The 19,423-nt window shown below is 59.5% G+C and carries 17 protein-coding genes and 1 pseudogene; 4 read left to right on the forward strand and 14 right to left on the reverse strand.

Annotated features, from left to right (window positions below):
• Positions 1–26: 26 nt before the first annotated feature.
• On the reverse strand, positions 27–662 hold the full coding sequence (locus tag ACP7B0_RS10785) for a TetR/AcrR family transcriptional regulator (RefSeq protein ID WP_426141283.1): 636 nt from the start codon (positions 660–662) through the stop codon (positions 27–29).
• 93 nt (positions 663–755) lie between these two features.
• Between ACP7B0_RS10785 and ACP7B0_RS10790 the strand changes: the two genes are divergently transcribed.
• Positions 756–1,868 carry an efflux RND transporter periplasmic adaptor subunit gene (locus ACP7B0_RS10790; RefSeq protein WP_426141284.1) on the forward strand — a complete coding sequence of 371 codons (1,113 nt, stop codon included), beginning with the start codon at positions 756–758 and terminating at the stop codon, positions 1,866–1,868.
• A 6-nt stretch (positions 1,869–1,874) separates the two neighbouring features.
• Positions 1,875–4,937 carry an efflux RND transporter permease subunit gene (locus ACP7B0_RS10795; RefSeq protein ID WP_426141285.1) on the forward strand — a complete coding sequence of 1,021 codons (3,063 nt, stop codon included), beginning with the start codon at positions 1,875–1,877 and terminating at the stop codon, positions 4,935–4,937.
• A 122-nt stretch (positions 4,938–5,059) separates the two neighbouring features.
• Here the strand turns inward: ACP7B0_RS10795 and ACP7B0_RS10800 are convergent, their stop codons facing one another.
• From ACP7B0_RS10800 to dapE, 6 genes are all read right to left on the reverse strand, one after another.
• Positions 5,060–5,749 carry a DUF4197 domain-containing protein gene (locus tag ACP7B0_RS10800; RefSeq protein ID WP_426141287.1) on the reverse strand — a complete coding sequence of 230 codons (690 nt, stop codon included), beginning with the start codon at positions 5,747–5,749 and terminating at the stop codon, positions 5,060–5,062.
• Positions 5,750–5,827: 78 nt separating this feature from the next.
• Positions 5,828–6,226, reverse strand: a complete 399-nt coding sequence (locus ACP7B0_RS10805) for a YbaY family lipoprotein (RefSeq protein WP_426141288.1) — start codon at positions 6,224–6,226, stop codon at positions 5,828–5,830.
• Between the two features lie 64 nt (positions 6,227–6,290).
• The gene (gene plsB / locus ACP7B0_RS10810) at positions 6,291–8,792 is read right to left on the reverse strand and encodes a glycerol-3-phosphate 1-O-acyltransferase PlsB (RefSeq protein ID WP_426141290.1); all 2,502 of its coding nucleotides are present in this window, start codon (positions 8,790–8,792) and stop codon (positions 6,291–6,293) included.
• A gap of 698 nt (positions 8,793–9,490) precedes the next feature.
• Positions 9,491–9,868: a hypothetical protein gene (locus ACP7B0_RS10815; RefSeq protein ID WP_426141291.1), complete on the reverse strand. Its 378-nt coding sequence runs from the start codon at positions 9,866–9,868 to the stop codon at positions 9,491–9,493.
• Positions 9,869–9,951: 83 nt separating this feature from the next.
• Positions 9,952–10,761, reverse strand: a complete 810-nt coding sequence (locus ACP7B0_RS10820; protein ID WP_426141560.1) for a putative RNA methyltransferase — start codon at positions 10,759–10,761, stop codon at positions 9,952–9,954.
• The gene (gene dapE, locus ACP7B0_RS10825; protein ID WP_426141292.1) at positions 10,761–11,912 is read right to left on the reverse strand and encodes a succinyl-diaminopimelate desuccinylase; all 1,152 of its coding nucleotides are present in this window, start codon (positions 11,910–11,912) and stop codon (positions 10,761–10,763) included. Before dapE ends, ACP7B0_RS10820 begins: the two co-directional genes overlap by 1 nt.
• A 217-nt stretch (positions 11,913–12,129) precedes the next feature.
• Between dapE and tcdA the strand changes: the two genes are divergently transcribed.
• On the forward strand, positions 12,130–12,975 hold the full coding sequence (gene tcdA / locus ACP7B0_RS10830) for a tRNA cyclic N6-threonylcarbamoyladenosine(37) synthase TcdA (protein WP_426141294.1): 846 nt from the start codon (positions 12,130–12,132) through the stop codon (positions 12,973–12,975).
• Here tcdA and ACP7B0_RS10835 read toward each other — a convergent pair.
• From ACP7B0_RS10835 to ACP7B0_RS10865, 7 genes and pseudogenes are all read right to left on the reverse strand, one after another.
• Positions 12,951–13,364 carry a SufE family protein gene (locus ACP7B0_RS10835; RefSeq protein WP_426141295.1) on the reverse strand — a complete coding sequence of 138 codons (414 nt, stop codon included), beginning with the start codon at positions 13,362–13,364 and terminating at the stop codon, positions 12,951–12,953. The genes tcdA and ACP7B0_RS10835 overlap by 25 nt on opposite strands.
• Entirely contained in the window at positions 13,361–14,566 is a 1,206-nt protein-coding gene (locus ACP7B0_RS10840; protein ID WP_426141296.1) for an aminotransferase class V-fold PLP-dependent enzyme, read from the reverse strand. The genes ACP7B0_RS10835 and ACP7B0_RS10840 overlap by 4 nt, the downstream gene beginning before the upstream one ends.
• A gap of 67 nt (positions 14,567–14,633) precedes the next feature.
• The gene (gene dapD, locus ACP7B0_RS10845; protein WP_426141297.1) at positions 14,634–15,668 is read right to left on the reverse strand and encodes a 2,3,4,5-tetrahydropyridine-2,6-dicarboxylate N-succinyltransferase; all 1,035 of its coding nucleotides are present in this window, start codon (positions 15,666–15,668) and stop codon (positions 14,634–14,636) included.
• Between the two features lie 46 nt (positions 15,669–15,714).
• Positions 15,715–16,062, reverse strand: coding sequence for an ArsC family reductase (locus ACP7B0_RS10850; protein WP_426141298.1), 348 nt, complete (start codon positions 16,060–16,062; stop codon positions 15,715–15,717).
• Positions 16,063–16,282: 220 nt separating this feature from the next.
• Complete coding sequence (locus ACP7B0_RS10855) at positions 16,283–16,600, reverse strand: hypothetical protein (protein WP_426141299.1); 318 nt, start codon at positions 16,598–16,600, stop codon at positions 16,283–16,285.
• An 84-nt stretch (positions 16,601–16,684) separates the two neighbouring features.
• Positions 16,685–18,241: a diguanylate cyclase gene (locus tag ACP7B0_RS10860; RefSeq protein WP_426141300.1), complete on the reverse strand. Its 1,557-nt coding sequence runs from the start codon at positions 18,239–18,241 to the stop codon at positions 16,685–16,687.
• A gap of 90 nt (positions 18,242–18,331) precedes the next feature.
• A pseudogene (locus ACP7B0_RS10865) lies at positions 18,332–18,602 on the reverse strand (IS66 family transposase); the annotation flags it as partial.
• Positions 18,603–18,691: 89 nt separating this feature from the next.
• Here ACP7B0_RS10865 and ACP7B0_RS10870 point away from each other — a divergent pair.
• Positions 18,692–19,393, forward strand: coding sequence for a DUF3053 domain-containing protein (locus ACP7B0_RS10870; RefSeq protein ID WP_426141301.1), 702 nt, complete (start codon positions 18,692–18,694; stop codon positions 19,391–19,393).
• Positions 19,394–19,423: the final 30 nt, after the last annotated feature.

A 19,423-nucleotide genomic window follows, 5' to 3' on the forward strand; every position in this document is an offset into this window, starting at 1 on the left:
GCGTTTGCACCCAACGCAATGGGCAATCAAATCCGGTAAGCCCGCATGAACAACTCCACGACATCCCGCACATGTTGCTCGGCGCTGGCCGCGTCGGGCATCTCGCCGCAGCCCACCATCAGGCGGAAGTTGCAGGCGCCTTTGATCAGGCTGAGAAAATGCTCGGCCGCCGTCCTCGCTGAATCGAATTGCAGCTCCCCGGTTTTTTCCAGGCGTCCGAGGAAGCGTTCGGTTTCCTGAAGGATCCGCTGAGGCCCGGCTTCGAAGAAGATTTTCGACAACGCTGGATCCTGGGTGCCCAACGTCACCATCAGACGGTGCAGCTCGATGGACTCCGGGCTGTTGATCAGCGCCTGGAAACTGCGGGCGATGTTCAATAGCAGGGTCTGGACGGGCAACTCGCTGTGCTGATCAAAGAACAACTCCGGCATCTGCTCTTCGCAGCGCGCCACCACCGCCGCAGAGAACAGTGTCTCCTTGTCGTTGAAGTGGCTGTAGACCGTGAGTTTGGACACGCCCGCCTCTGCGGCGACAGCATCCATACTGGTACTGACATAACCCTTGCGGATGAACAGATTTTTCGCCGCGTCGAGAATCGCCTGGCGCTTGGCTAGATCCTTGGGGCGGCCGGGGCCGGAGTGCGGTAATAAACGGTTGGGCATGGGTGGTTTAATAATGTACTGGTGAGTTTGATAATTTTTAATATACTCGCCAGTACAATTATTCCAAGCCTCAATTGCGAAGGTGTTGCCACCATGTCACGCAGGGCCCTGTCTTTCTTGCTTACCCTCACGCTGCCTGTCGGTTTGATTGCGCTGCTTGCTGCCTGTGGGCAAGAGGTCGCCAAGCCGGTGACCGTTCGTCCGGCCATGGTGGTGCAACCGCTGCCATCGTCCCAGTCCATGGACAGCTACCCCGGCGAAGTCCGGGCGCGGTTCGAGCCGGAGCTGGCGTTTCGCATCGCTGGCAAGGTCAGCAAGCGCTGGGTCGAAGAGGGGCAGCGGGTAAAGGCCAATGAGCCCTTGGCCGAGCTGGATGCCCAGGATGTTCGCCTGCAGCTTGAAGCCATCCGCGCTCAGGTTGCAGCGGCCGAAGCCAACCTGCGGCTGGTGCGCTCCGAGCGTGATCGCTACAAGACACTGATGGATCGGCAGATGGTCAGCCATTCCCAGTTCGACAACGCCGAAAACCTCTACCGCTCCGGCGAAGCGCGGCTCAAGCAGGTCCGGGCCGAGCTGACCGTTGCCGACAACCAGACCGGCTATGCCGTGCTGCGCGCGCCTCAGGATGGCGTGGTCGCAAAGCGTCTGGTGGAGGTTGGCCAGGTGGTTGCGGCGGGACAGACGGTCTTTACCCTGGCGGCCGATGGCGAGCGCGAAGTGCTGATCAGCCTGCCCGAACAGAATTTCTCTCGTTTCAAGATCGGCCAGCCGGTGGCGGTGGAACTGTGGACTCAGCGCGAGCAGCGTTTCCCGGGCCGCATTCGTGAACTGTCACCCGCTGCCGATCCCCGCTCACGCACCTTTGCTGCGCGGATTGCCTTTGCCGGTGGCAAGGTGCCCGCGGAACTGGGGCAGAGCGCCCAGGTGTTTATCCAGGCCGAACAGGCCGTCCCGCTGGCGGTGCCGCTGTCGTCGGTGAGTTCCGAGAATGGCGTCCATTACGTCTGGCGTGTCGAGGCAGACAACAGGCTCAAGCGCGTGCCGGTCAAGCTTGGGGCTTACAGGCAAGAGTCGGTGCCTGTGCTTGAAGGGTTGGTTGCCAGTGACTGGATTGTGGCCGCAGGCGTGCATGTGCTGCACGAAGGTGAACAGGTACGACCGGTGGACCGTGAAAACCGCGCGGTCAAACTGGCGGCGAAGGAGTAAGCACGGATGCGTTTCAATCTTTCCGAATGGGCGTTGCGCAATCGGCACATCGTCCTGTACCTGATGATTGTCCTGGCGGTTGTCGGCGCGCTGTCCTACACCAAGCTGGGGCAAAGTGAAGACCCGCCGTTTACCTTCAAGGCCATGGTCATCCGCACGAGCTGGCCGGGTGCCAGTGCCGAAGAAGTGGCGCTGCAGGTCACGGACCGAATCGAAAAAAAGCTGATGGAGACCGGGGAATACGAACGCATCGTTTCGTTCTCGCGCCCCGGTGAATCCACCGTGACGTTCGTGACCCGGGACGCCATGTTTTCGGCTTATTTGCCCGAACTGTTCTACCAGATCCGCAAGAAAATCGGTGACATCCGCCAGAGCCTGCCACCTGGAATCCAGGGGCCTTTTTTCAACGACGAATTCGGGACTACGTTCGGCAACATCTACGCCCTGACAGGCAAGGGTTTTGATTACGCCGTGCTCCGGGACTACGCCGACCGTATCCAGTTGCAGCTTCAGCGGGTCAAGGATGTCGGGAAGGTCGAGCTCATCGGCTTGCAGGACGAGAAAATCTGGATCGAACTGTCCAACGTCAAGCTCGCGACCCTTGGGCTGCCGCTGGCGGCCGTGCAGCAGGCCCTTGAGGCGCAGAACGCGGTCGCCGCCACCAGTTTCTTCGAAACACCCTCCGAGCGGATTCAACTGCGCGTCAGCGGGCGCTTCCAGACTGTCGAAGAGATCCGCGCTTTTGCGATTCGCGTAGGCGACCGTACGCTGCGCATCAGCGATATTGCCGAGGTGCATCGCGGTTTCAACGACCCACCGGCGCCGCGCATGCGCTTCATGGGCGAAGACGCCTTGGGGCTGGCAGTCGCCATGAAAGACGGGGGCGACATCCTGGTGTTGGGCAAGGCGCTGGAAAGCGAGTTTTCCCGCATTCAGAAGAACCTGCCTGCGGGCATGGAACTGCGCAAGGTGTCCGATCAGCCAGCGGCCGTAAAGACCAGCGTGGGCGAGTTCGTCCGGGTGCTGGCCGAGGCGCTCGGTATCGTTTTGCTGGTGAGTTTCTTCTCTCTGGGTATGCGTACCGGCATGGTTGTGGCGCTGACGATCCCGCTGGTTTTGGCGATGACCTTTGCCTGCATGTATTACCTGGGGATCGGCCTGCACAAGATATCCCTGGGCGCGCTGGTGCTGGCGCTGGGCCTGCTGGTGGATGACGCCATTATCGCCGTGGAAATGATGGCGATCAAAATGGAGCAGGGTTATGACCGCATCCGGGCAGCGAGCTTCGCCTGGACCAGCACGGCGTTCCCGATGCTGACCGGGACCTTGATCACGGCCGCGGGCTTCCTGCCGATTGCCACGGCGCAATCCAGCACGGGTGAATACACGCGTTCGATTTTCCAGGTGGTCACCATCGCCTTGATCGCGTCCTGGGTGGCTGCCGTGGTGTTTGTGCCTTATCTGGGCGAGCGGCTGTTGCCGGACGTGGCGAAAATCCATGCCCGCAAACACGGCGCGGGTGAGCCGGACCCTTATGGCACGCCGTTTTATAAGCGGGTTCGCGGCCTTGTGGGCTGGTGCGTCAGGCGTCGCAAGACCGTGATCGTTTTGACGGCAGGGCTGTTCGTATTGTCCGTGCTGATGTTCAAGTTCGTACCCCAGCAGTTTTTTCCGGCTTCCGGTCGGCTCGAGTTGATGATCGATCTGAAACTCACCGAAGGCGCGTCGCTGAACAACACCACCGAACAGGTCAAGCGTCTGGAGCAGATGCTCAAGGATCACGACGGCATCGACAATTATGTTTCTTACGTGGGCACCGGCTCGCCACGTTTCTACCTGCCACTGGACCAGCAACTGCCGGCCGCGAGTTTTGCCCAGTTTGTGGTCCTGGCCAACTCCATCGAGGACCGCGAGAGCGTGCGGACCTGGCTGATCAGCACCCTCAACGAGCAGTTCCCGACCTTGCGCTCACGGGTGACGCGCCTGGAGAACGGGCCGCCTGTGGGGTATCCGATACAGTTTCGGATCAGCGGCGAGCACATTGATGAGGTTCGGACCTTGGCCCGCCAGGTCGCGGCCAAGGTGCGGGAAAACGTCCATGTGGCCAACGTGCATCTGGACTGGGAAGAACCCAGTAAAGTGGTGTTCCTTAATATCGATCAGGATCGCGCTAGGGCGCTTGGCGTGACAACGGCGAGCCTGTCGAGTTTTCTGCGAAGCTCGCTGACCGGCTCCAGTGTGAGTCAGTACCGCGAGGACGACGAGTTGATCGAAATCCTGCTGCGCGGCACCGCCGACGAGCGCCAGCAGTTGGGCGCACTGGCGAGCCTGGCAGTGCCCACCGATAACGGCGCGAGTGTGGCGTTATCCCAGGTGGCGACGTTGGAGTACGGCTTCGAAGAAGGCATCATCTGGCACCGCAACCGCCTGCCCACCGTCACCGTGCGTGCCGATATCTATGGCAAGGAGCAACCGGCGACGCTGGTCCAGCAAATCATGCCGACGTTGCAAGGCGTACGCGATGAACTGCCGGACGGTTACCTGTTGGAGGTGGGCGGAACCGTAGAAGATTCGGCGCGTGGACAGAATTCGGTCAAGGCCGGTGTGCCGCTGTTCATTGTGGTGGTGCTGACCCTGCTGATGATCCAGCTCCGCAGTTTCTCGCGAATGTTCATGGTATTTCTCACTGCGCCTCTGGGGCTGATCGGCGTGACGCTGTTTCTGCTGGTGTTCAATCAGCCTTTCGGTTTCGTGGCCATGCTGGGCACCATCGCCTTGTCGGGGATGATCATGCGCAACTCGGTGATTCTGGTCGACCAGATCGAACAGGACATCGCCGCCGGGCTGGATCAATGGCAGGCAATCGTCGAGGCCACGGTGCGACGTTTCCGGCCCATCGTGCTGACTGCGCTGGCGGCAGTGCTGGCCATGATCCCCTTGTCACGCAGCGTGTTCTTCGGCCCGATGGCGGTGGCGATCATGGGCGGCCTGATCGTCGCCACGGCCCTGACGTTGTTGTTCTTGCCTGCCCTGTATGCGGCGTGGTTCAGGGTGAAGAAGGCAGAGTGACCAGAACGCAATTGGGTAGAGTGTGTGGGGGCGAATTCATTCGCGAAAGGGCCGGTACAAACGCCGCAATCGAAGCGGCTGTACCGACGCCTCCTCGGATGAATCCGGTCCCACAGGCATGCTTACAACGTCCCGAATACCTTTTTCGCCAGGCTCGTCGCCGCCGCTGCCGGGTTGGCCCGGATGGTTTCTTCCTGTTTGGCGATCATTCCGAAAAGACCGTTAAGCGCCTGTTCGGTGACGTAGCCTTCGATATTCGCGCTTTTGGTGTCCAGAACGCCTAAAGCCGCTGCCTGACCGGCAAACGCATTGTATTTCTGGGCCAGCCCGACCTTGTCGGTGGCCTGCTTGACGATAGGCAGAAACTTGATACGAATCTGTTCGCGACTGCTGCTGCTCAGGTATTGCGTGGCAGAGTCCTTGCCGCCGCTGAGGATGCCTTTGGCGTCGGCCACGGTCATTTTTTTCACGGCGTCCACGAGCAGCGCCTGGGCTTGCGGCATGGCCGCCTCTGCTGCCTGGTTCATGCTTGCTTCCAGTTGATCGACCTGAGCGCCCATGCCGAATTTTTTCATTTTCTTGGCGACTTTCCCCAGGCTGCCCGGCAGTTCGATACGCACGTCCGGGTTGTTATTGAAACCGCCGGGTTTGCCCAGTTGCTTGACGGCGATCTGTGCGCCTTGGGTCAGCGCGTCCTTGAGGCCGCCTGTCGCATCCGCCTGGGACAGATCGTTCAAGGAGGCGGCAAACACATTGGCCGACAACAGCAAACCCGCGCACAGGCTGGCAACGGTAAACGGGGAGCGGAGCATGGCAGCATCCTTTTCTAAGAAAACCTGGAAATCGCGCCGCTCTAACGTCGACGCTCGGCGAGTGAGGGTATCAGGAACTCAGCGTGACGGATTCAGACGGATGCGCAGCGGCTGTGGATCACTGCCGTCCAGCTTGACGCTGTAGTGCTCGGTGCTGATGAACAACAGCTGACCCTCGGACTCGATGCGTGCGCTGACGGCATAACGGTGTCCGGGTTGAATCTGCTTGCTGTCGTATTGCAGATGAAAGGGCAGAGGCACCTGACCTTTGACCGGGCCGCTTTGTCGCGCCAGCACCACGGCGGGCGCGTCAGCCAGTGAGACGTCCTGCAGGACGACACTCAGGGTTGCCGAAGGTGGCAGGGCGATGCGCTGCAGGTAGAACACTTCGCCGTCGAGGCTGGCATGGCTGGCGGGTTGAAAGCTGCTGCACGCCCCGAGCAAGGCGGTCATGAGAAAGAGCGTCAGTTTTTTCATCACGGATCTCCGTATCGATGTATCGGTTGGCGCCGGTCCGGTCCCGGCGCCAGGTGCGCGGAATTTAGCGGACTTCTTCGATCGGGTCAGCTTCTGTTACATCTTCATTGCGATGCAGGGCGACCTGACGAATCGACAGGCGAATCTCCGCTGGAAGTACCCGTTTGGCGGCGCCTTCGGCCAGTTCACCCAGCAGGGGGTGATAACTGAGCTTGCCGCCCGCGTCCTTGCGCAAGACGCCCAGATCCAGAAGCGTCTGAATGAAATGGCGGAACAGGCTCTTGTCGAAGAACTCCGGTGCGTTCAGGCCATGCAGGATCGACAACCGTTGCGCCATCACCGTGCAGAGGTCTTCCAGCTCTTCAGCGCTCAGGGTGTTCTGGCCGCTGTTGAGCAGCAATGCAATAGCCATGTAGAAGCGTTGTAACGTCTGGGCAATGGCCCGGGACAGTAGCGTCAGCAGCACGAACGCACGGGAGCTGGGCGCAGGGCGCAGAAACACGTCGTTTTCGAAGCGCAGCAGGCCCTGTTCGACGAACGCTTCCAGCCATTGATCGACGACCGCATCCAGTTCTTCGAGGGGCCAGCGAATGAAGAGCTCAGATTGCAGGTACGGATACAGCGCACGGGTGTAACGCAGGATCTGGTCGCGGCTCATGCGCGACGAGCTCTGGAAGAAGCTGGCCAGTAACGAGGGCAGGGCGAAGATATGCAGAACGTTGTTGCGGTAATAGGTCATCAGGACCGCGTTCTGTTCGTCCAGATACAGAATCTTGCCCAGCGCGTCCTTTTGTTCGGACAGCAGGTCCATGGCTTTCACGTGTTCGATCAGGGCTCGGCCATCACCGTCGGGTAGCGTGGTGTGCGGCGAATAGGGCACGCGGCGCAGCAGTGTCAGGTAAAGGTCCAGGATCCGCGCCATGGCCTGATCATCCAGGGCCAGTCGTTGTGTCGACAGCAAAGCCAGCGCCACCAGATTCACCGGGTTGATGGCCGCGGCTTCGTTCAGGCGCTGGGCAACACGCTCACCCAGGCGATTGGTGGTTTCGTTCAGCCATGCGGGGCGGAACTGTGGCCCCAGCTCTTGCTGGCGCCAGTCAGGTTGTTCCGAATCGAGAAATTGCGCCAGCTTGATGGGTTCCCCGAAGTTGACCGACACCTGGCCAAAGCGTTGCTTCAACGCGCCGATGACCTTGAAGATGTCCAGAATCGACTCTTTCTTCTTCGTGGCACCCCTCAGTTCACCCAGATACGTGCGACCTTCGAGTACCCGTTCGTAGCCAATGTACACCGGCACGAAGACGATAGGCATCCGTGAGTTGCGCAGGAAGCTGCGCAAGGTGATCGCCAGCATGCCGGTCTTGGGCTGCAGCATGCGCCCGGTACGGGAACGTCCGCCTTCGACGAAGTACTCCACCGGAAAACCTTTGGTGAACAGGGTGTGCATGTACTCGTTGAAGACCGACGTATACAGCGGATTGCCCTTGAACGTGCGGCGCATGAAAAACGCTCCGCCACGGCGCAGCAGGCTACCGATGACCGGCATGTTCAGGTTGATCCCGGCGGCGACATGGGGCGGCGTCAAGCCGTTGCGGAACAGCAGGTAGGAAAGGAGCAGGTAGTCGATGTGGCTGCGATGGCAGGGTACATAGATGACTTCATGGCCTTGAGCGACCTCCTGTACGCCTTCGATATGGCTGACCTTGACCCCATCGTAGATCTTGTTCCAGAACCAGCTCAGCACCACTTCCAGAAAACGGATGGCCGAGTAGGTGTAGTCCGAGGCAATTTCATTGCCGTATCGCAGGGCTTGCTCTCGTGCCTTCGCTTCAGGGATTTTCTCGCGCTCGGCTTCTTCCCGGATGGCCTGCTTGACCAGCGGCTCGTCCAGCAATCCCTTGACCAGATTGCGGCGGTGAGACACGTCGGGGCCGATGACCGCAGTCTTCAGGTTGCGGAAGTGCGTCCGCAGCAGACGCCGGGTCATGCGCAGGGTCAGTTCATAACCCTTGTTTTCATTGATCAGATCGCGCAGATGAATGGGCGCCGAAAACTGCACCCTTGTCTTGCGACCCAGAATCAGAATGCTGACCAGTCGCCGAAGACGCCCGGTCACCGCCCAGCTGTCGGCAAACAACAGTTTCCACGGGCTCGACTCTCGGTCAGGCGACTGCCCCCAGAACACACTGACCGGGATGATCTGCGCATCTTCGGTGGCGTTCTGGCTCACGGCGCTGACCAGCCGTTCCAGCGCTGGCGGCGCGCCGCGTTTGTCCTGACGGCCCAACCAGTCGGGTGCCGGTGTCAGGTAAAAGAACGCGGCAGGCTCGATCAACTCGCCTACAGACACCGACAACACCGGCCGTGGCAGCCCGGCCTTGCGGCACTCGGTGTCGATCACCGCCAGATCGCTCAATGAAGGCGACTGCAAGGCGTAGAACACCGGCCGACTGCGGTCCAGGTTTAGGGTGAACGAGGATTGGTTGATGGTCTCGGAGCGCACCCAGAGATACAGCAATCGGCGCAGCGTGCCGAACACAAAACGGCGGAACGGAGAACGGGTCATACGGCATCTGCTGAAGAAAGGGGCGGAGCCCACGAGGGCGCCAGTTTGCCGTATCTGGCGGGGTAGGGCAAAAGAGAGGTTGTGGGGGTTGCACACAGGGTCTGTAGGAATGAGCAGGTTCGCGATAGGGCGGTGTCATGCGGTGGGTCTGTCGGCTGACCTGGCGCCATCGTGAGTACGGCGGATCGCTGTCCTTTGTAGGTCGCCAGCGCTGGTTCGTCTGGCATGTTTTTGTTGAGGGTGGGTTACGGATCGGATGGTGGCAATGGTTTTGGCGGTGCTGCGTCTGGACGTTCCGTCCTGCCGGTCGACCCAACCCCACGACACCTGCGCTTAGCGTCCCGACGCGCGTTTGGCGGTGTCTGCGAAATCGAGGCACGAAGAAGCCAGGACCAACAACCGAAGCGAGTTTTTAGATGGGCCTCGGTTCGTTGGAACGAACGGGCGGCGTTCCGACTTGTCCGCGAACGCGATGTTTCAGGTTCGAAGAAGCCGGTGAATGTACCGGCCTATTCGCGGGCAAGCCTCGCTCCAACGGAGTGAGGCGGGAAAACTCCTGCGACGCAGGGCCGGACAAAGTGGCTTTTTGTTTTAGAAGCCGCCGTAAAAGCGTAAAGCTGACTGTGCGGCACCGCCGCTACTGGATTAACGCGCTCACCGTCCAAGCTGCAAATCCAGGCCTGGACACTCGGCTCAGCTCACGCCGTGCGCCAGGTAATCTCTTCTTCACCCTCTTCACTGATGCGTATCCAGCGGTCAGCGGTTTCGTCGCTTTCTTCTTCGACCCAGGTACCGGGGGCGCAGCGTACTTCGACGTTCAGGGCGGCGAAGGCCGCACGGCCGCAGGCAATGTCGTCTTCCCAGGGCGTCTGGTCGCTTTCCAGGTACAGGCTGTTCCACTTGCCCACAGCCTTGGGCAGCCACGTCACGGGCACGTTGCCCGCCTTGCACTTCCAGGTCTGGCCTTTCTGTACCCAGTCGCTGCACGGGCCGATGGCGCTACTGAGCCAACCGGCGATGGCTTTGTAATCGACGTCAGCGTCTTTCAGGTAAATTTCGATATCGGGTTGGCGCATGGATGCCTCGTCAGAAAGTGGAAAAATCCATTCGCGGATTCAGTGGAGGGCCTGGCATGCGCCAAGCCGCTTCATTCAGGTAGTTATTGGCGCACGAAATAATCGTAGCGCATGGAAACCGTGACCTCGAACGGCTCGGCCTGTTCGATGACTGCGGCCCGACGCTCTGCGCTGGCCCGCCAGCCGTGGGGTGTCATGGCCAGCAGGTTGGCGCGAGCCTGGCCGTCCACAAGCCTGAGCTGAAAGCGCAGGGTTTCGCTGTGATCCAGTTGCATGCCCTCGGGCACCAGCGCCAGATGCTTGTCATCGGCGTAGTCGCGCACTTCGTCGTACAGACGTTCGCGCAGTTCCATCAAGTGCTCGCGGGTCGGACCGACTCGCATCAGCCCGCCGCCCGGCGTCAACAAACGCTTTGCTTCGTTCCAGTCCAGCGGGCTGAAGACGCTGGCCAGGAACTGGCAGCTTTGATCCGGCAGCGGGATGCGCGCCATGCTGGCGATCAACCACGTCAGTTGCGGGTTGCGTCGGCAGGCGCGTTTGACCGCCTCGCGGGAAATGTCCAGTGCGTAACCGTCGGCCTGGGGCAGGGCTTCGGCGATTTGCGCGGTGTAGTAACCCTCGCCACAACCGATGTCCAGCCAGCGCATGGGCGCCCGTTGCGCGGCCAGTTCCGCCAGACGTCGAGCCACCGGGGCGTAGTGCCCGGCGTTGAGAAAGTCGCGCCGTGCTTCGACCATGGCCTGATTGTCACCCGGGTCGCGGCTGTTCTTGTGTTGCACCGGCAACAGGTTCAGATAACCCTGGCGAGCGCGGTCGAATCGATGATTTGCCGGGCAGGCAACGCCGTTGTCCACCGCACTGAGCGGCGCCGAGCAAATCGGGCAAGTGAGCATCATGCGAGGAGTTTTACCAGGGTCTGATAGTAAATGTCGGTCAGCACGTCGAGGTCGCTGGCCAGCACACGTTCGTTGACCTGGTGAATCGTCGCGTTGACTGGCCCCAACTCAACCACCTGAGTGCCCATGGTGGCGATGAATCGACCGTCGGACGTGCCGCCGCTGGTGGACGCCTTGGTCTCTCGACCGGTGACCCTCCGAATGCTGTCCGACACGGCGTCCAGCAGGTCGCCGGGCTCGGTCAGGAATGGCAGGCCGGACAGCGCCCAGTCCACGTGCCAGTCCAGACCATGCTTGTCGAGAATCGTCGTGACCCGCTGCTTCAAGCCTTCGACGGTCGACTCGGTCGAGAAACGGAAATTGAAGACCGCAACCAGCTCGCCAGGAATCACATTCGTGGCGCCGGTGCCGGCGTTCAGGTTGGAAATCTGGAAACTGGTGGGCGGGAAGAACGCATTGCCTTCATCCCAGTGCTCGGCCGTCAGTTCGGCCAGTGCCGGTGCGGCCAGATGGATCGGGTTGCGCGCCAGGTGCGGATAGGCCACGTGGCCTTGCTTGCCGCGCACGGTCAGGGTGGCGCCCAGGGAGCCGCGACGGCCGTTTTTCACCACATCGCCCACCAGCGTGGTGCTCGAAGGCTCGCCAACGATGCACCAGTCCATGCGCTCGTTGCGGGCCTTGAGGATTTCCACCACGGCTTTGGTGCCATGGTGCGCCGGGCCTTCTTCGTCGCTGGTGATCAGAAAGGCAATGGAGCCTTTGTGATCGGGGTAATCACCGACAAATCGTTCGGCCGCCACCAGCATGGCGGCAAGGCTGCCTTTCATGTCTGCGGCGCCACGTCCGCATAGCATGCCGTCGGCGTCGATCAAGGCGTCGAACGGATCGTTCTGCCAGGCTTGTAACGGTCCGGTAGGCACCACGTCGGTATGCCCGGCAAAACACAGCACCGGCCCTTCGTGGTTGCCATGGCTGGCCCAAAAATTGTCCACGTCCTCAATGCGCATGGGCTCCAGCTTGAAGCCGGCAGCGCCCAGGCGTTGCATCATCACGGCCTGGCAATCGGCATCGATAGGCGTTACCGAAGGACGACGAATCAGGTCGCAGGCAAGTTGAAGCGTGGGCGAGAGGTCGGCTGGGGCCGTCATGTACAGGACTCCGGTGGCAAGGCTTTGAACGCGAAAAAGGCGCTTATCTTAAAGCAAAACGGCGATCAGAGGCCGCCGTTTAGTCATGCCCGGAATTTATGTCAAGCCGTGGCTCAGGCAGCAGGGCGCTCGGGCCTTTCTGACCAATCGCTCGCCATATGGATGCCCCGGCTGGCGCAACGCCCTATAATGCGCGCCGGTTTTCGGGGTATTGGTCATGAACACAGAAGATCCACGTTTCGCAGGCGTCGCCCGTTTGTATGGCATCGAGGGCCTGGAACGGCTGCGCGCGGCTCATGTGGCGGTCGTCGGCATTGGTGGCGTTGGCTCCTGGGCGGCGGAAGCCATGGCCCGATGTGGGGTCGGCGAAATTTCCCTGTTCGACATGGACGACGTCTGCGTCAGCAATACCAATCGTCAGTTGCACGCCCTGGACAGCACCGTGGGCCGGGCCAAGGTCGAGGTCATGGCGGAGCGTCTGCGGGCCATCAATCCCGATTGCACCGTGCACGCGGTGGCGGATTTCGTGACCCGCGACACCATGGCCGACTACATCACCTCTGATCTGGACTGCGTGCTGGACTGCATCGACAGCGTTAATGCCAAGGCGGCACTGATCGCCTGGTGCAAGCGCCGCAAGATTCAGATCATTACCACCGGCGGGGCCGGTGGGCAGATCGATCCGACGCAGATTCAGGTCTGCGACCTGAACCGCACCTTCAATGATCCACTCGCGTCCAAGGTGCGTTCAACCTTGCGCCGGGACTATGGATTCTCCCGCACGGTGACCCGCCATTACAGCGTGCCGTGCGTGTTTTCCTCCGAACAGCTGCGCTACCCCAAACCCGACGGCAGCATCTGCCTGCAAAAGAGCTTTGTCGGCGATGGCGTCAAACTCGATTGTGCCGGTGGTTTTGGTGCCGTGATGATGGTCACGGCAACGTTCGGCATGGTCGCGGCGACCAAGGCTGTGGACAAGATCGTTGCCGGGACGCGCCGCCCGTCGGAGCGTGCCAAGCCTGTGTCTGTGCCGCCTCCTCAGTCAGAAACGGCAGCGATTTGATGCATCTTCTGAAGCACGGCGTTCAAGCCATTGCTGCGAGAGGCCGACAGTTGGCGGCTCAATCCAAGTTGATCGAACCAGTCTGCAAGGTCTACGCCCCGTAATTCCGGCGCTGAAAGGCCGTTGACCCGCGCCAGCAACACTGCAACCAGACCGCGAATGACCCTGGCGTCGCTGGAGGCACGAAACTGCCAGTGGCCTGCGGTCTTATCACCCACCAGCCAGACCTTGCTTTCGCAACCATGAACCAGGTGTTCGTCGGTTTTCTCGTCGTCAGTCAGTGTCGGCAGGCGTTCGCCCCATTGCATCAGCAATCGCGCGCGCTGTTCCCACCCTTGTTGGCCAGTGAAAACGTCCAGTGCCATTTGTGCGTCGGCGGGCAAGGTCATCGCAGCAGCTCCAGCGCCTGATCCAGGGCGTTGAAAAAGCGCTCCAGATCGTCCGAGTCGTTGTACAGCCCCAGAGAGACGCGGATCGCACCCGGCAGGCCCATGCTTTTGAGCAGCGGCATGGCGCAATGATGACCGGCCCGCACGGCGATGCCTTGCTCGGTCAGCATGTGCGCCAGATCAGCGTTATGCACGCCTTCGACAACGAAGCTGGCCAGCGCCAGTTGCGGCTCGCCCAGCACCCGAATACCGTCCCTTTGGCGCAAGCCTTCCAGCAACAGGGTGTGCAGGCGCGCTTCGTGGTCGACCACGGCCGCAGGATCAAGGCCTTGCAGGTACTCAAGCGTCGCGCCCAGGCCGATGACACTGGCGATCGGCGGCGTCCCGGCCTCGAAACCCAGCGGGGCAGGGCGAAACCTGGCCTGCTGATAATCGGTTGTCAGGACCATTTCGCCGCCAAACTGCCAATGGTTCAGGCGCGGCAATGCGGCGTGGCGTCCATACAGCACGCCAAGGCCTTCCGGGCCGTACAGTTTATGGCTGGAGAAAACGTAGAAGTCACAGCCCAGCGACTGAACATCGTGGCGACCATGCACCACGCCTTGCGCGCCATCCACGACGGTCAGCGCATTGCGTGCCTTGGCCAGCGCCAGCAATTCAGGCAACGGCTGCCAGGCGCCCAACACGTTGGACAGCTGGCTGACCGCCAGCAGTCGGGTGCGTGGGCCGATCAGTTCAGCCGCAGCGTCAAGATCGATCAAGCCATTGTCTGCCAGCGGCAAAATAACCAGCTTCAAATCCCGCCGCAGGGCCAATTGCTGCCACGGCAACAGGTTGGCGTGATGCTCCAGCGCGCTGATGACAATCTCGTCACCTGCTTCAAACCCGTGCTCCAGCCCGTAGGCCAGCAGGTTGAGGGCTGAGGTTGCGCCGTGAGTGAAGATGATCTGCCCGGATTCACCCGCATTGAGCCAGCGCGAGACGTTGCTGCGGCTGTCCTCGAACGCCTGGGTGGCCTGTGCGCCCGGTAAGTGTTGAGCGCGATGAACATTGGCGGCGCCGTTGGCGTAGTAGTGATTCAGGGCATCAAGCAATGCTTGTGGCTTTTGGGCAGTGGCGGCGCTGTCCAGATAGGTCTGGCCTTGCCGTTGCAGAGCGGCGATGGCAGGAAAGTCAGCGCGCCAGGGGGAGGAGAAAGGCATGGTTTAAGCTCGGTGAATCGGGTTCGGCCTGCCCGCAGAGCAGGCGCGAACCCGGACGCAGTATCACTCAGTTGTGAGCGTGCAGCGCTTCGTTCAGCTCGATGGCCGACTTGTGGGTTTTGCATTCCACGGCGCCGGTTTGCGAGTTGCGGCGGAACAGCAGGTCTGGCTGACCGGCAAGGTCGCGGGCTTTCACGATTTTGACCAACTGGTTCTTGTCGTCCAGCAGCGCCACCTTGGTGCCCGCAGTGACGTACAGGCCGGATTCAACGGTGTTGCGGTCGCCCAACGGGATACCGATACCGGCGTTGGCGCCGATCAGGCAGCCTTCGCCGACCTTGATCACGATGTTGCCACCACCGGACAACGTGCCCATGGTGGAGCAACCACCGCCCAGATCCGAACCTTTGCCAACAAAGACACCTGCCGAAACACGGCCTTCGATCATGCCCGGGCCTTCGGTTCCGCCGTTGAAGTTGACGAAGCCTTCATGCATGACAGTGGTGCCTTCACCAATGTAGGCACCCAGACGCACGCGAGCGCTGTCGGCGATACGCACGCCGCTCGGCACGACGTAGTCGGTCATTTTCGGGAACTTGTCCACCGAGAACACTTCCAGCACTTCGCCTTTGAGGCGCGCTTCCAGCTGACGTTCGGCCAGCTCACTCAGGTCGACAGCGCCTTGGCTGGTCCAGGCCACGTTGGGCAACAGCGGGAAAATCCCGGTCAGGTTCAAGCCATGTGGCTTGGCCAGACGGTGGGACAGCAGGTGCAGTTTGAGGTAGGCCTCGGGTGTCGAGGTCAGCGGCGCATCCTCGGCAAGCAGGGTCGCGACCAGCGGGTTGTGGCTTTCGGCCAGGCGGGTCAGCAAGGCGGCTTGGGTGCTGTTGACGGATTTCAGAGCGTCAGCCAGCTTCAGGGCGGTGTCGGTGTTGAACGCGATGGCCTGGTTGCCACCGGTGTAGCTCAGAATCGGGGACACGGCCGCGACCAGCTCGTCGGACGGGTTGATCAGTGGTTGGGCGTAGAAGACTTCCAGCCACGTGCCTTGACGATTTTGAGTGCCGACGCCAAAGGCCACGCTGAACAGGGTAGTGGACATGCAAATACCTCTTTACTGATTAAAGGACCATCGATAGCGCTTTGGCTTATCGGATGGCCGCTGCATACAAGTCGGGTTTGAAACCAATCAGGGTTTTGTCACCGAGATCGAGCACTGGGCGCTTGATCATCGACGGTTGTGCCAGCATCAGTTCTATCGCTTTGGCCTGGTCGAGATCGGCCTTCTGTCCGTCATCGAGCTTGCGAAAGGTAGTCCCGGCTCTGTTCAACACAACCTGCCAGCCGTGTTCATTGCACCATCGGGTCAGGTGCTCACGGTCGATGCCGACAGCTTTATAGTCGTGGAAATCGTAACTCACGGCTTTTTCATCGAGCCAGGTGCGAGCCTTTTTCATGGTGTCGCAGGCTTTGATGCCAAATAAGGTGTAAGTCATTGATTGATAAGAGTCCCTTGTGTGATTTCCAACGCTTCCCCGGTATCCCCCGGAAAATCAGCCCATGATTATGCCACGTCGAACCACTCCTTGCCTCGGCTGTATCGGTAGAGGTCAGTCATCTGGCAGACCGGTGCCCGAGCAGTATTTGCGGGTCGCGACTCCCGGGGCTGTGTGTAGCCTTGCAGCAAGTGAGCGCTTTTCATAAAGGTGGGCAGTCTCACGCCCATTGCTGCTGCGGCTCGATCCCTGGTGTGGAAAACTCCTTGCTCAGGGTGTCGAGCACCACTGGCATTCCCGCCCTCGCGCGACTGATCGTGCGGCTATGATGTATTAAGTGTTGTGACAGAACACGGTTACGGCATTGCTTTATTACATTGCCCGGCTCCAGGTCGAGGCACTCCAGACGCAGCTTTTTTACTGATCCGGAGTCTGGCGCCCGTCTTAGCCCGTCGTGGTCAATTTCTTCCGCGTACTGGGCATATTCAAGTGTGCGCCATGCCTCCTCCTTGTCGCACGACTTGATTTCGGCGTGCAAGCCCAACCACGCCTGTGCGATTGCCTGGTGCTGCCCGTCGCCACATTCACCGACAGCATTGCGAAAACTATGTGGCCACCTCACCTATATCTCTCGGTTGCAAATCAGCCATGTGTCGCGATTGGATAAATCGGCTTCTATGCAATTGCGCCCTTTAGACTTGGCGCAGTAAAGGAGACGATCAGCCTCGGCCAGAGCATCTTTGTAGGTTTCTTCTTTAAGCGGGCACATTGCAACTACGCCTGAGCTGATTGTAATGATGCCAAGCGGGCTTGCTAAATGTTGAATCTGCGCTTGCACTATAGATAATCTGACCTTCTCAGCCACTACGAGGGCACCCGCAAGCTCCGTGTCGGGGAGCAAAATTACAAATTCTTCACCGCCGTAACGAGCAGCAACATCGCATGTTCTGCTGACATTCTGCGCAATAAGGTTGGCTATTTGAATGAGGCAATCATCTCCCATTAAATGGCCATAATGATCGTTATATTGTTTGAACCAGTCTATGTCCAGTAGAATCACCGCCAGGCTTGACTGGTTTCTGACGGCGCGCCCCCATTCTCTTTGCAAAGCGATATCGAAACTCCGTCTGTTCGCCAATAACGTTAAGCTGTCGGTCATCGCAATAACCTCCAGCTTGTTACGAGCAAAGTTCAGCTCATTTTCTGCAACTAGCAATTGCTGGATTTGGCGGTACAACCATCCTCCTAGAAATGCTAACGCTAAAATAATTACGCCCACTACGGTCATTGACCGGTAAACATCCGACCACCACGGCGCGAACACCTGACGGTACGAAACGCCAGCGGCAGCGACTACGGGTAGGCCTGATAGACGACGATAGGCATATATCCGCTCTACGCCATCTACGACCGACTTAATGATCGCCGTGCCGCTATCACTGTGCGGTAGATAGCGACTGAAAATTTCCCCCTTCGAAATATTGGTTGTCATCAACGCAGCTACGGTCGGACGCCGCGCCAGCAATTCGCCGTCGTCGAGTGCGAGAAAGATGACCCCCTCATTGTCGACATCCACTCGTTTAAAAAAGCTTTGGAAATACGCTACAGGAACGGTGGCTAGCGCTACGCCTGCAAATGTTCCGTCAGAAGCGTCAATACGGCGGCTGATGGGGATTACCATATCACCCGTCGTCCTGCTCTCAACAATGGATCCAATATGAATGGCTTGGCTAGTGTTGTCACGATGATAAATGAAGTAGGCGCGGTCACTATTATTTTTGGTCTGTAAGCCATGAGAAAAAGAGTTCGCTACCCAATTGCCTTGAGCACCGAATATGAACAGGCCCTGAATCCCGTCAATGCTTTCGACCTGCCGGGCTAACAATGTCGCCAATCGAGTCTGCTGATCAGCGACGATACCGTCATGCGCCACGCGTTCAGCAATATCGCGCAGGGTATTGTCCGCCTGCAGCATCGTGTCACGCGCGAGCTGTTCGGCTGCAAGGACAATGTTCGAAACAGAAATTTTAGCAGCGTTCACTCGTTCATCTGCCGACTGCTTCATCTGCCAGGCGGTAGAGAGCACCAACAGAGCACAGACTAAAACAATGAACGCTATTAGCGAATTAGATAGCGCTTTAGGTGTCAATCTTGCTGAAATAAATGGAACAAGCTTCATTTAGGCGTCGTCAAATTGGCGGTTAGCCGTGGTAATGCAGTTTCCGTACCGCGCAAGCACGTATCTGTCCTGCCCTCATACCTTGCGTAATCAAACCGCTTGCCACTTATGCGGCAGCAACGGATTGATTTCACTCGCCCGCGGCGTCGGCAGGCGCGTGAGAATATCCTGTAGATAAGCGTAACGATCATGCCATCAGCCTTGCAGACTGGATCAACCCTATAATCGCCGCCGTCAATTTTCTGTTACTTAGCGATCCTGCGAAGAGCCGATTCTTGCGTCCAGGAGCCCAAGGCCGGATCTGGTTTTCGACCCGATTATTGTCGATGGGTACTGCCCCGTCATCCATGTAGTGCGACAGCGGGTAGCTTCCCGCAGGTTCAGCCCTTAAACTCCCTGCGCCGACGCAAGTGCGTGGGGCGATCGATGTGCACATTGGAGATTAATTACATGAAGTTCTTGTTTCATCGTCACTTGCTTTTGGCATTGGTTCTTCCGCTTGCGCTGGCCGCGTGCGGTGATAAAGAGCCCGAGCAGCGTGCTGCGTTCACGCAATTTCTGCAAACGCGCATCGTCGACAAGCCTGGCGTTCACGTCCCGAAACTGACACCGGATGAGAGCAAATCGTTCGGTGATTACGCGGGTCACTACGCGATCATCACGGATTTCAACTCAGGCATGGACTCTGCAACCAAGCCGCTCGAAGGGTTGATTCAAAAAGGCGCAATCCGCTCGGTCAATGACGTCCTTGCCCGGCGTGATGAGATCAAGGCGGCGCAGGTCGGCTTGACCGACATGGTGGCGCAACTCTCCACCGAGCAGGCAAAGGCGGATGCTGCCCACGCTCAGCTCAAGCAGCCAGCAGAGTTGAAAGTGGTCTATGACAAGGCCTATGAAAGGACCGTGACCTTGCCCGCCACCGCATTGCTTGAAGTGGTGCCGCAAGTGAACAGCACGCTGGATAGCGGCGTGAAGATCGCTGATTACATCAATGCTCACAAAGCGCAGATCGATGTCTCGGGTGTGCAGGTCGCCGTGAGTGATCCGAAAGTGCAAGCGGAATTGAATGGCATGCTGCAAGACCTGAACGCTCAGGCTAAACAAGTGCAAGAGGCGCAACGCCGGATGCAGTCTGTTGTATACGGTCGCTAAGTTGTAACCATTAAAAACGCCGGGCTTGCC

The organism is Pseudomonas sp. DWP3-1-2, assembly GCF_049896285.1.
Classification (GTDB): Bacteria; Pseudomonadota; Gammaproteobacteria; order Pseudomonadales; family Pseudomonadaceae; genus Aquipseudomonas.

Excerpts from the sequence above, each read along its gene's own strand:
- ACP7B0_RS10790 (WP_426141284.1), top strand. The coding sequence starts at position 756 with ATGTCACGCAGGGCCCTGTCTTTCTTGCTTACCCTCACGCTGCCTGTC.
- ACP7B0_RS10860 (WP_426141300.1), bottom strand. The coding sequence starts at position 18,241 with ATGAAGCTTGTTCCATTTATTTCAGCAAGATTGACACCTAAAGCGCTA.
- ACP7B0_RS10800 (WP_426141287.1), bottom strand. The coding sequence starts at position 5,749 with ATGCTCCGCTCCCCGTTTACCGTTGCCAGCCTGTGCGCGGGTTTGCTG.
- tcdA (WP_426141294.1), top strand. The coding sequence starts at position 12,130 with ATGAACACAGAAGATCCACGTTTCGCAGGCGTCGCCCGTTTGTATGGC.
- dapD (WP_426141297.1), bottom strand. The coding sequence starts at position 15,668 with ATGTCCACTACCCTGTTCAGCGTGGCCTTTGGCGTCGGCACTCAAAAT.
- ACP7B0_RS10835 (WP_426141295.1), bottom strand. The coding sequence starts at position 13,364 with ATGACCTTGCCCGCCGACGCACAAATGGCACTGGACGTTTTCACTGGC.
- dapE (WP_426141292.1), bottom strand. The coding sequence starts at position 11,912 with ATGACGGCCCCAGCCGACCTCTCGCCCACGCTTCAACTTGCCTGCGAC.
- ACP7B0_RS10805 (WP_426141288.1), bottom strand. The coding sequence starts at position 6,226 with ATGAAAAAACTGACGCTCTTTCTCATGACCGCCTTGCTCGGGGCGTGC.
- plsB (WP_426141290.1), bottom strand. The coding sequence starts at position 8,792 with ATGACCCGTTCTCCGTTCCGCCGTTTTGTGTTCGGCACGCTGCGCCGA.
- ACP7B0_RS10815 (WP_426141291.1), bottom strand. The coding sequence starts at position 9,868 with ATGCGCCAACCCGATATCGAAATTTACCTGAAAGACGCTGACGTCGAT.
- ACP7B0_RS10785 (WP_426141283.1), bottom strand. The coding sequence starts at position 662 with ATGCCCAACCGTTTATTACCGCACTCCGGCCCCGGCCGCCCCAAGGAT.
- ACP7B0_RS10870 (WP_426141301.1), top strand. The coding sequence starts at position 18,692 with ATGAAGTTCTTGTTTCATCGTCACTTGCTTTTGGCATTGGTTCTTCCG.
- ACP7B0_RS10795 (WP_426141285.1), top strand. The coding sequence starts at position 1,875 with ATGCGTTTCAATCTTTCCGAATGGGCGTTGCGCAATCGGCACATCGTC.
- ACP7B0_RS10840 (WP_426141296.1), bottom strand. The coding sequence starts at position 14,566 with ATGCCTTTCTCCTCCCCCTGGCGCGCTGACTTTCCTGCCATCGCCGCT.
- ACP7B0_RS10820 (WP_426141560.1), bottom strand. The coding sequence starts at position 10,761 with ATGCTCACTTGCCCGATTTGCTCGGCGCCGCTCAGTGCGGTGGACAAC.
- ACP7B0_RS10850 (WP_426141298.1), bottom strand. The coding sequence starts at position 16,062 with ATGACTTACACCTTATTTGGCATCAAAGCCTGCGACACCATGAAAAAG.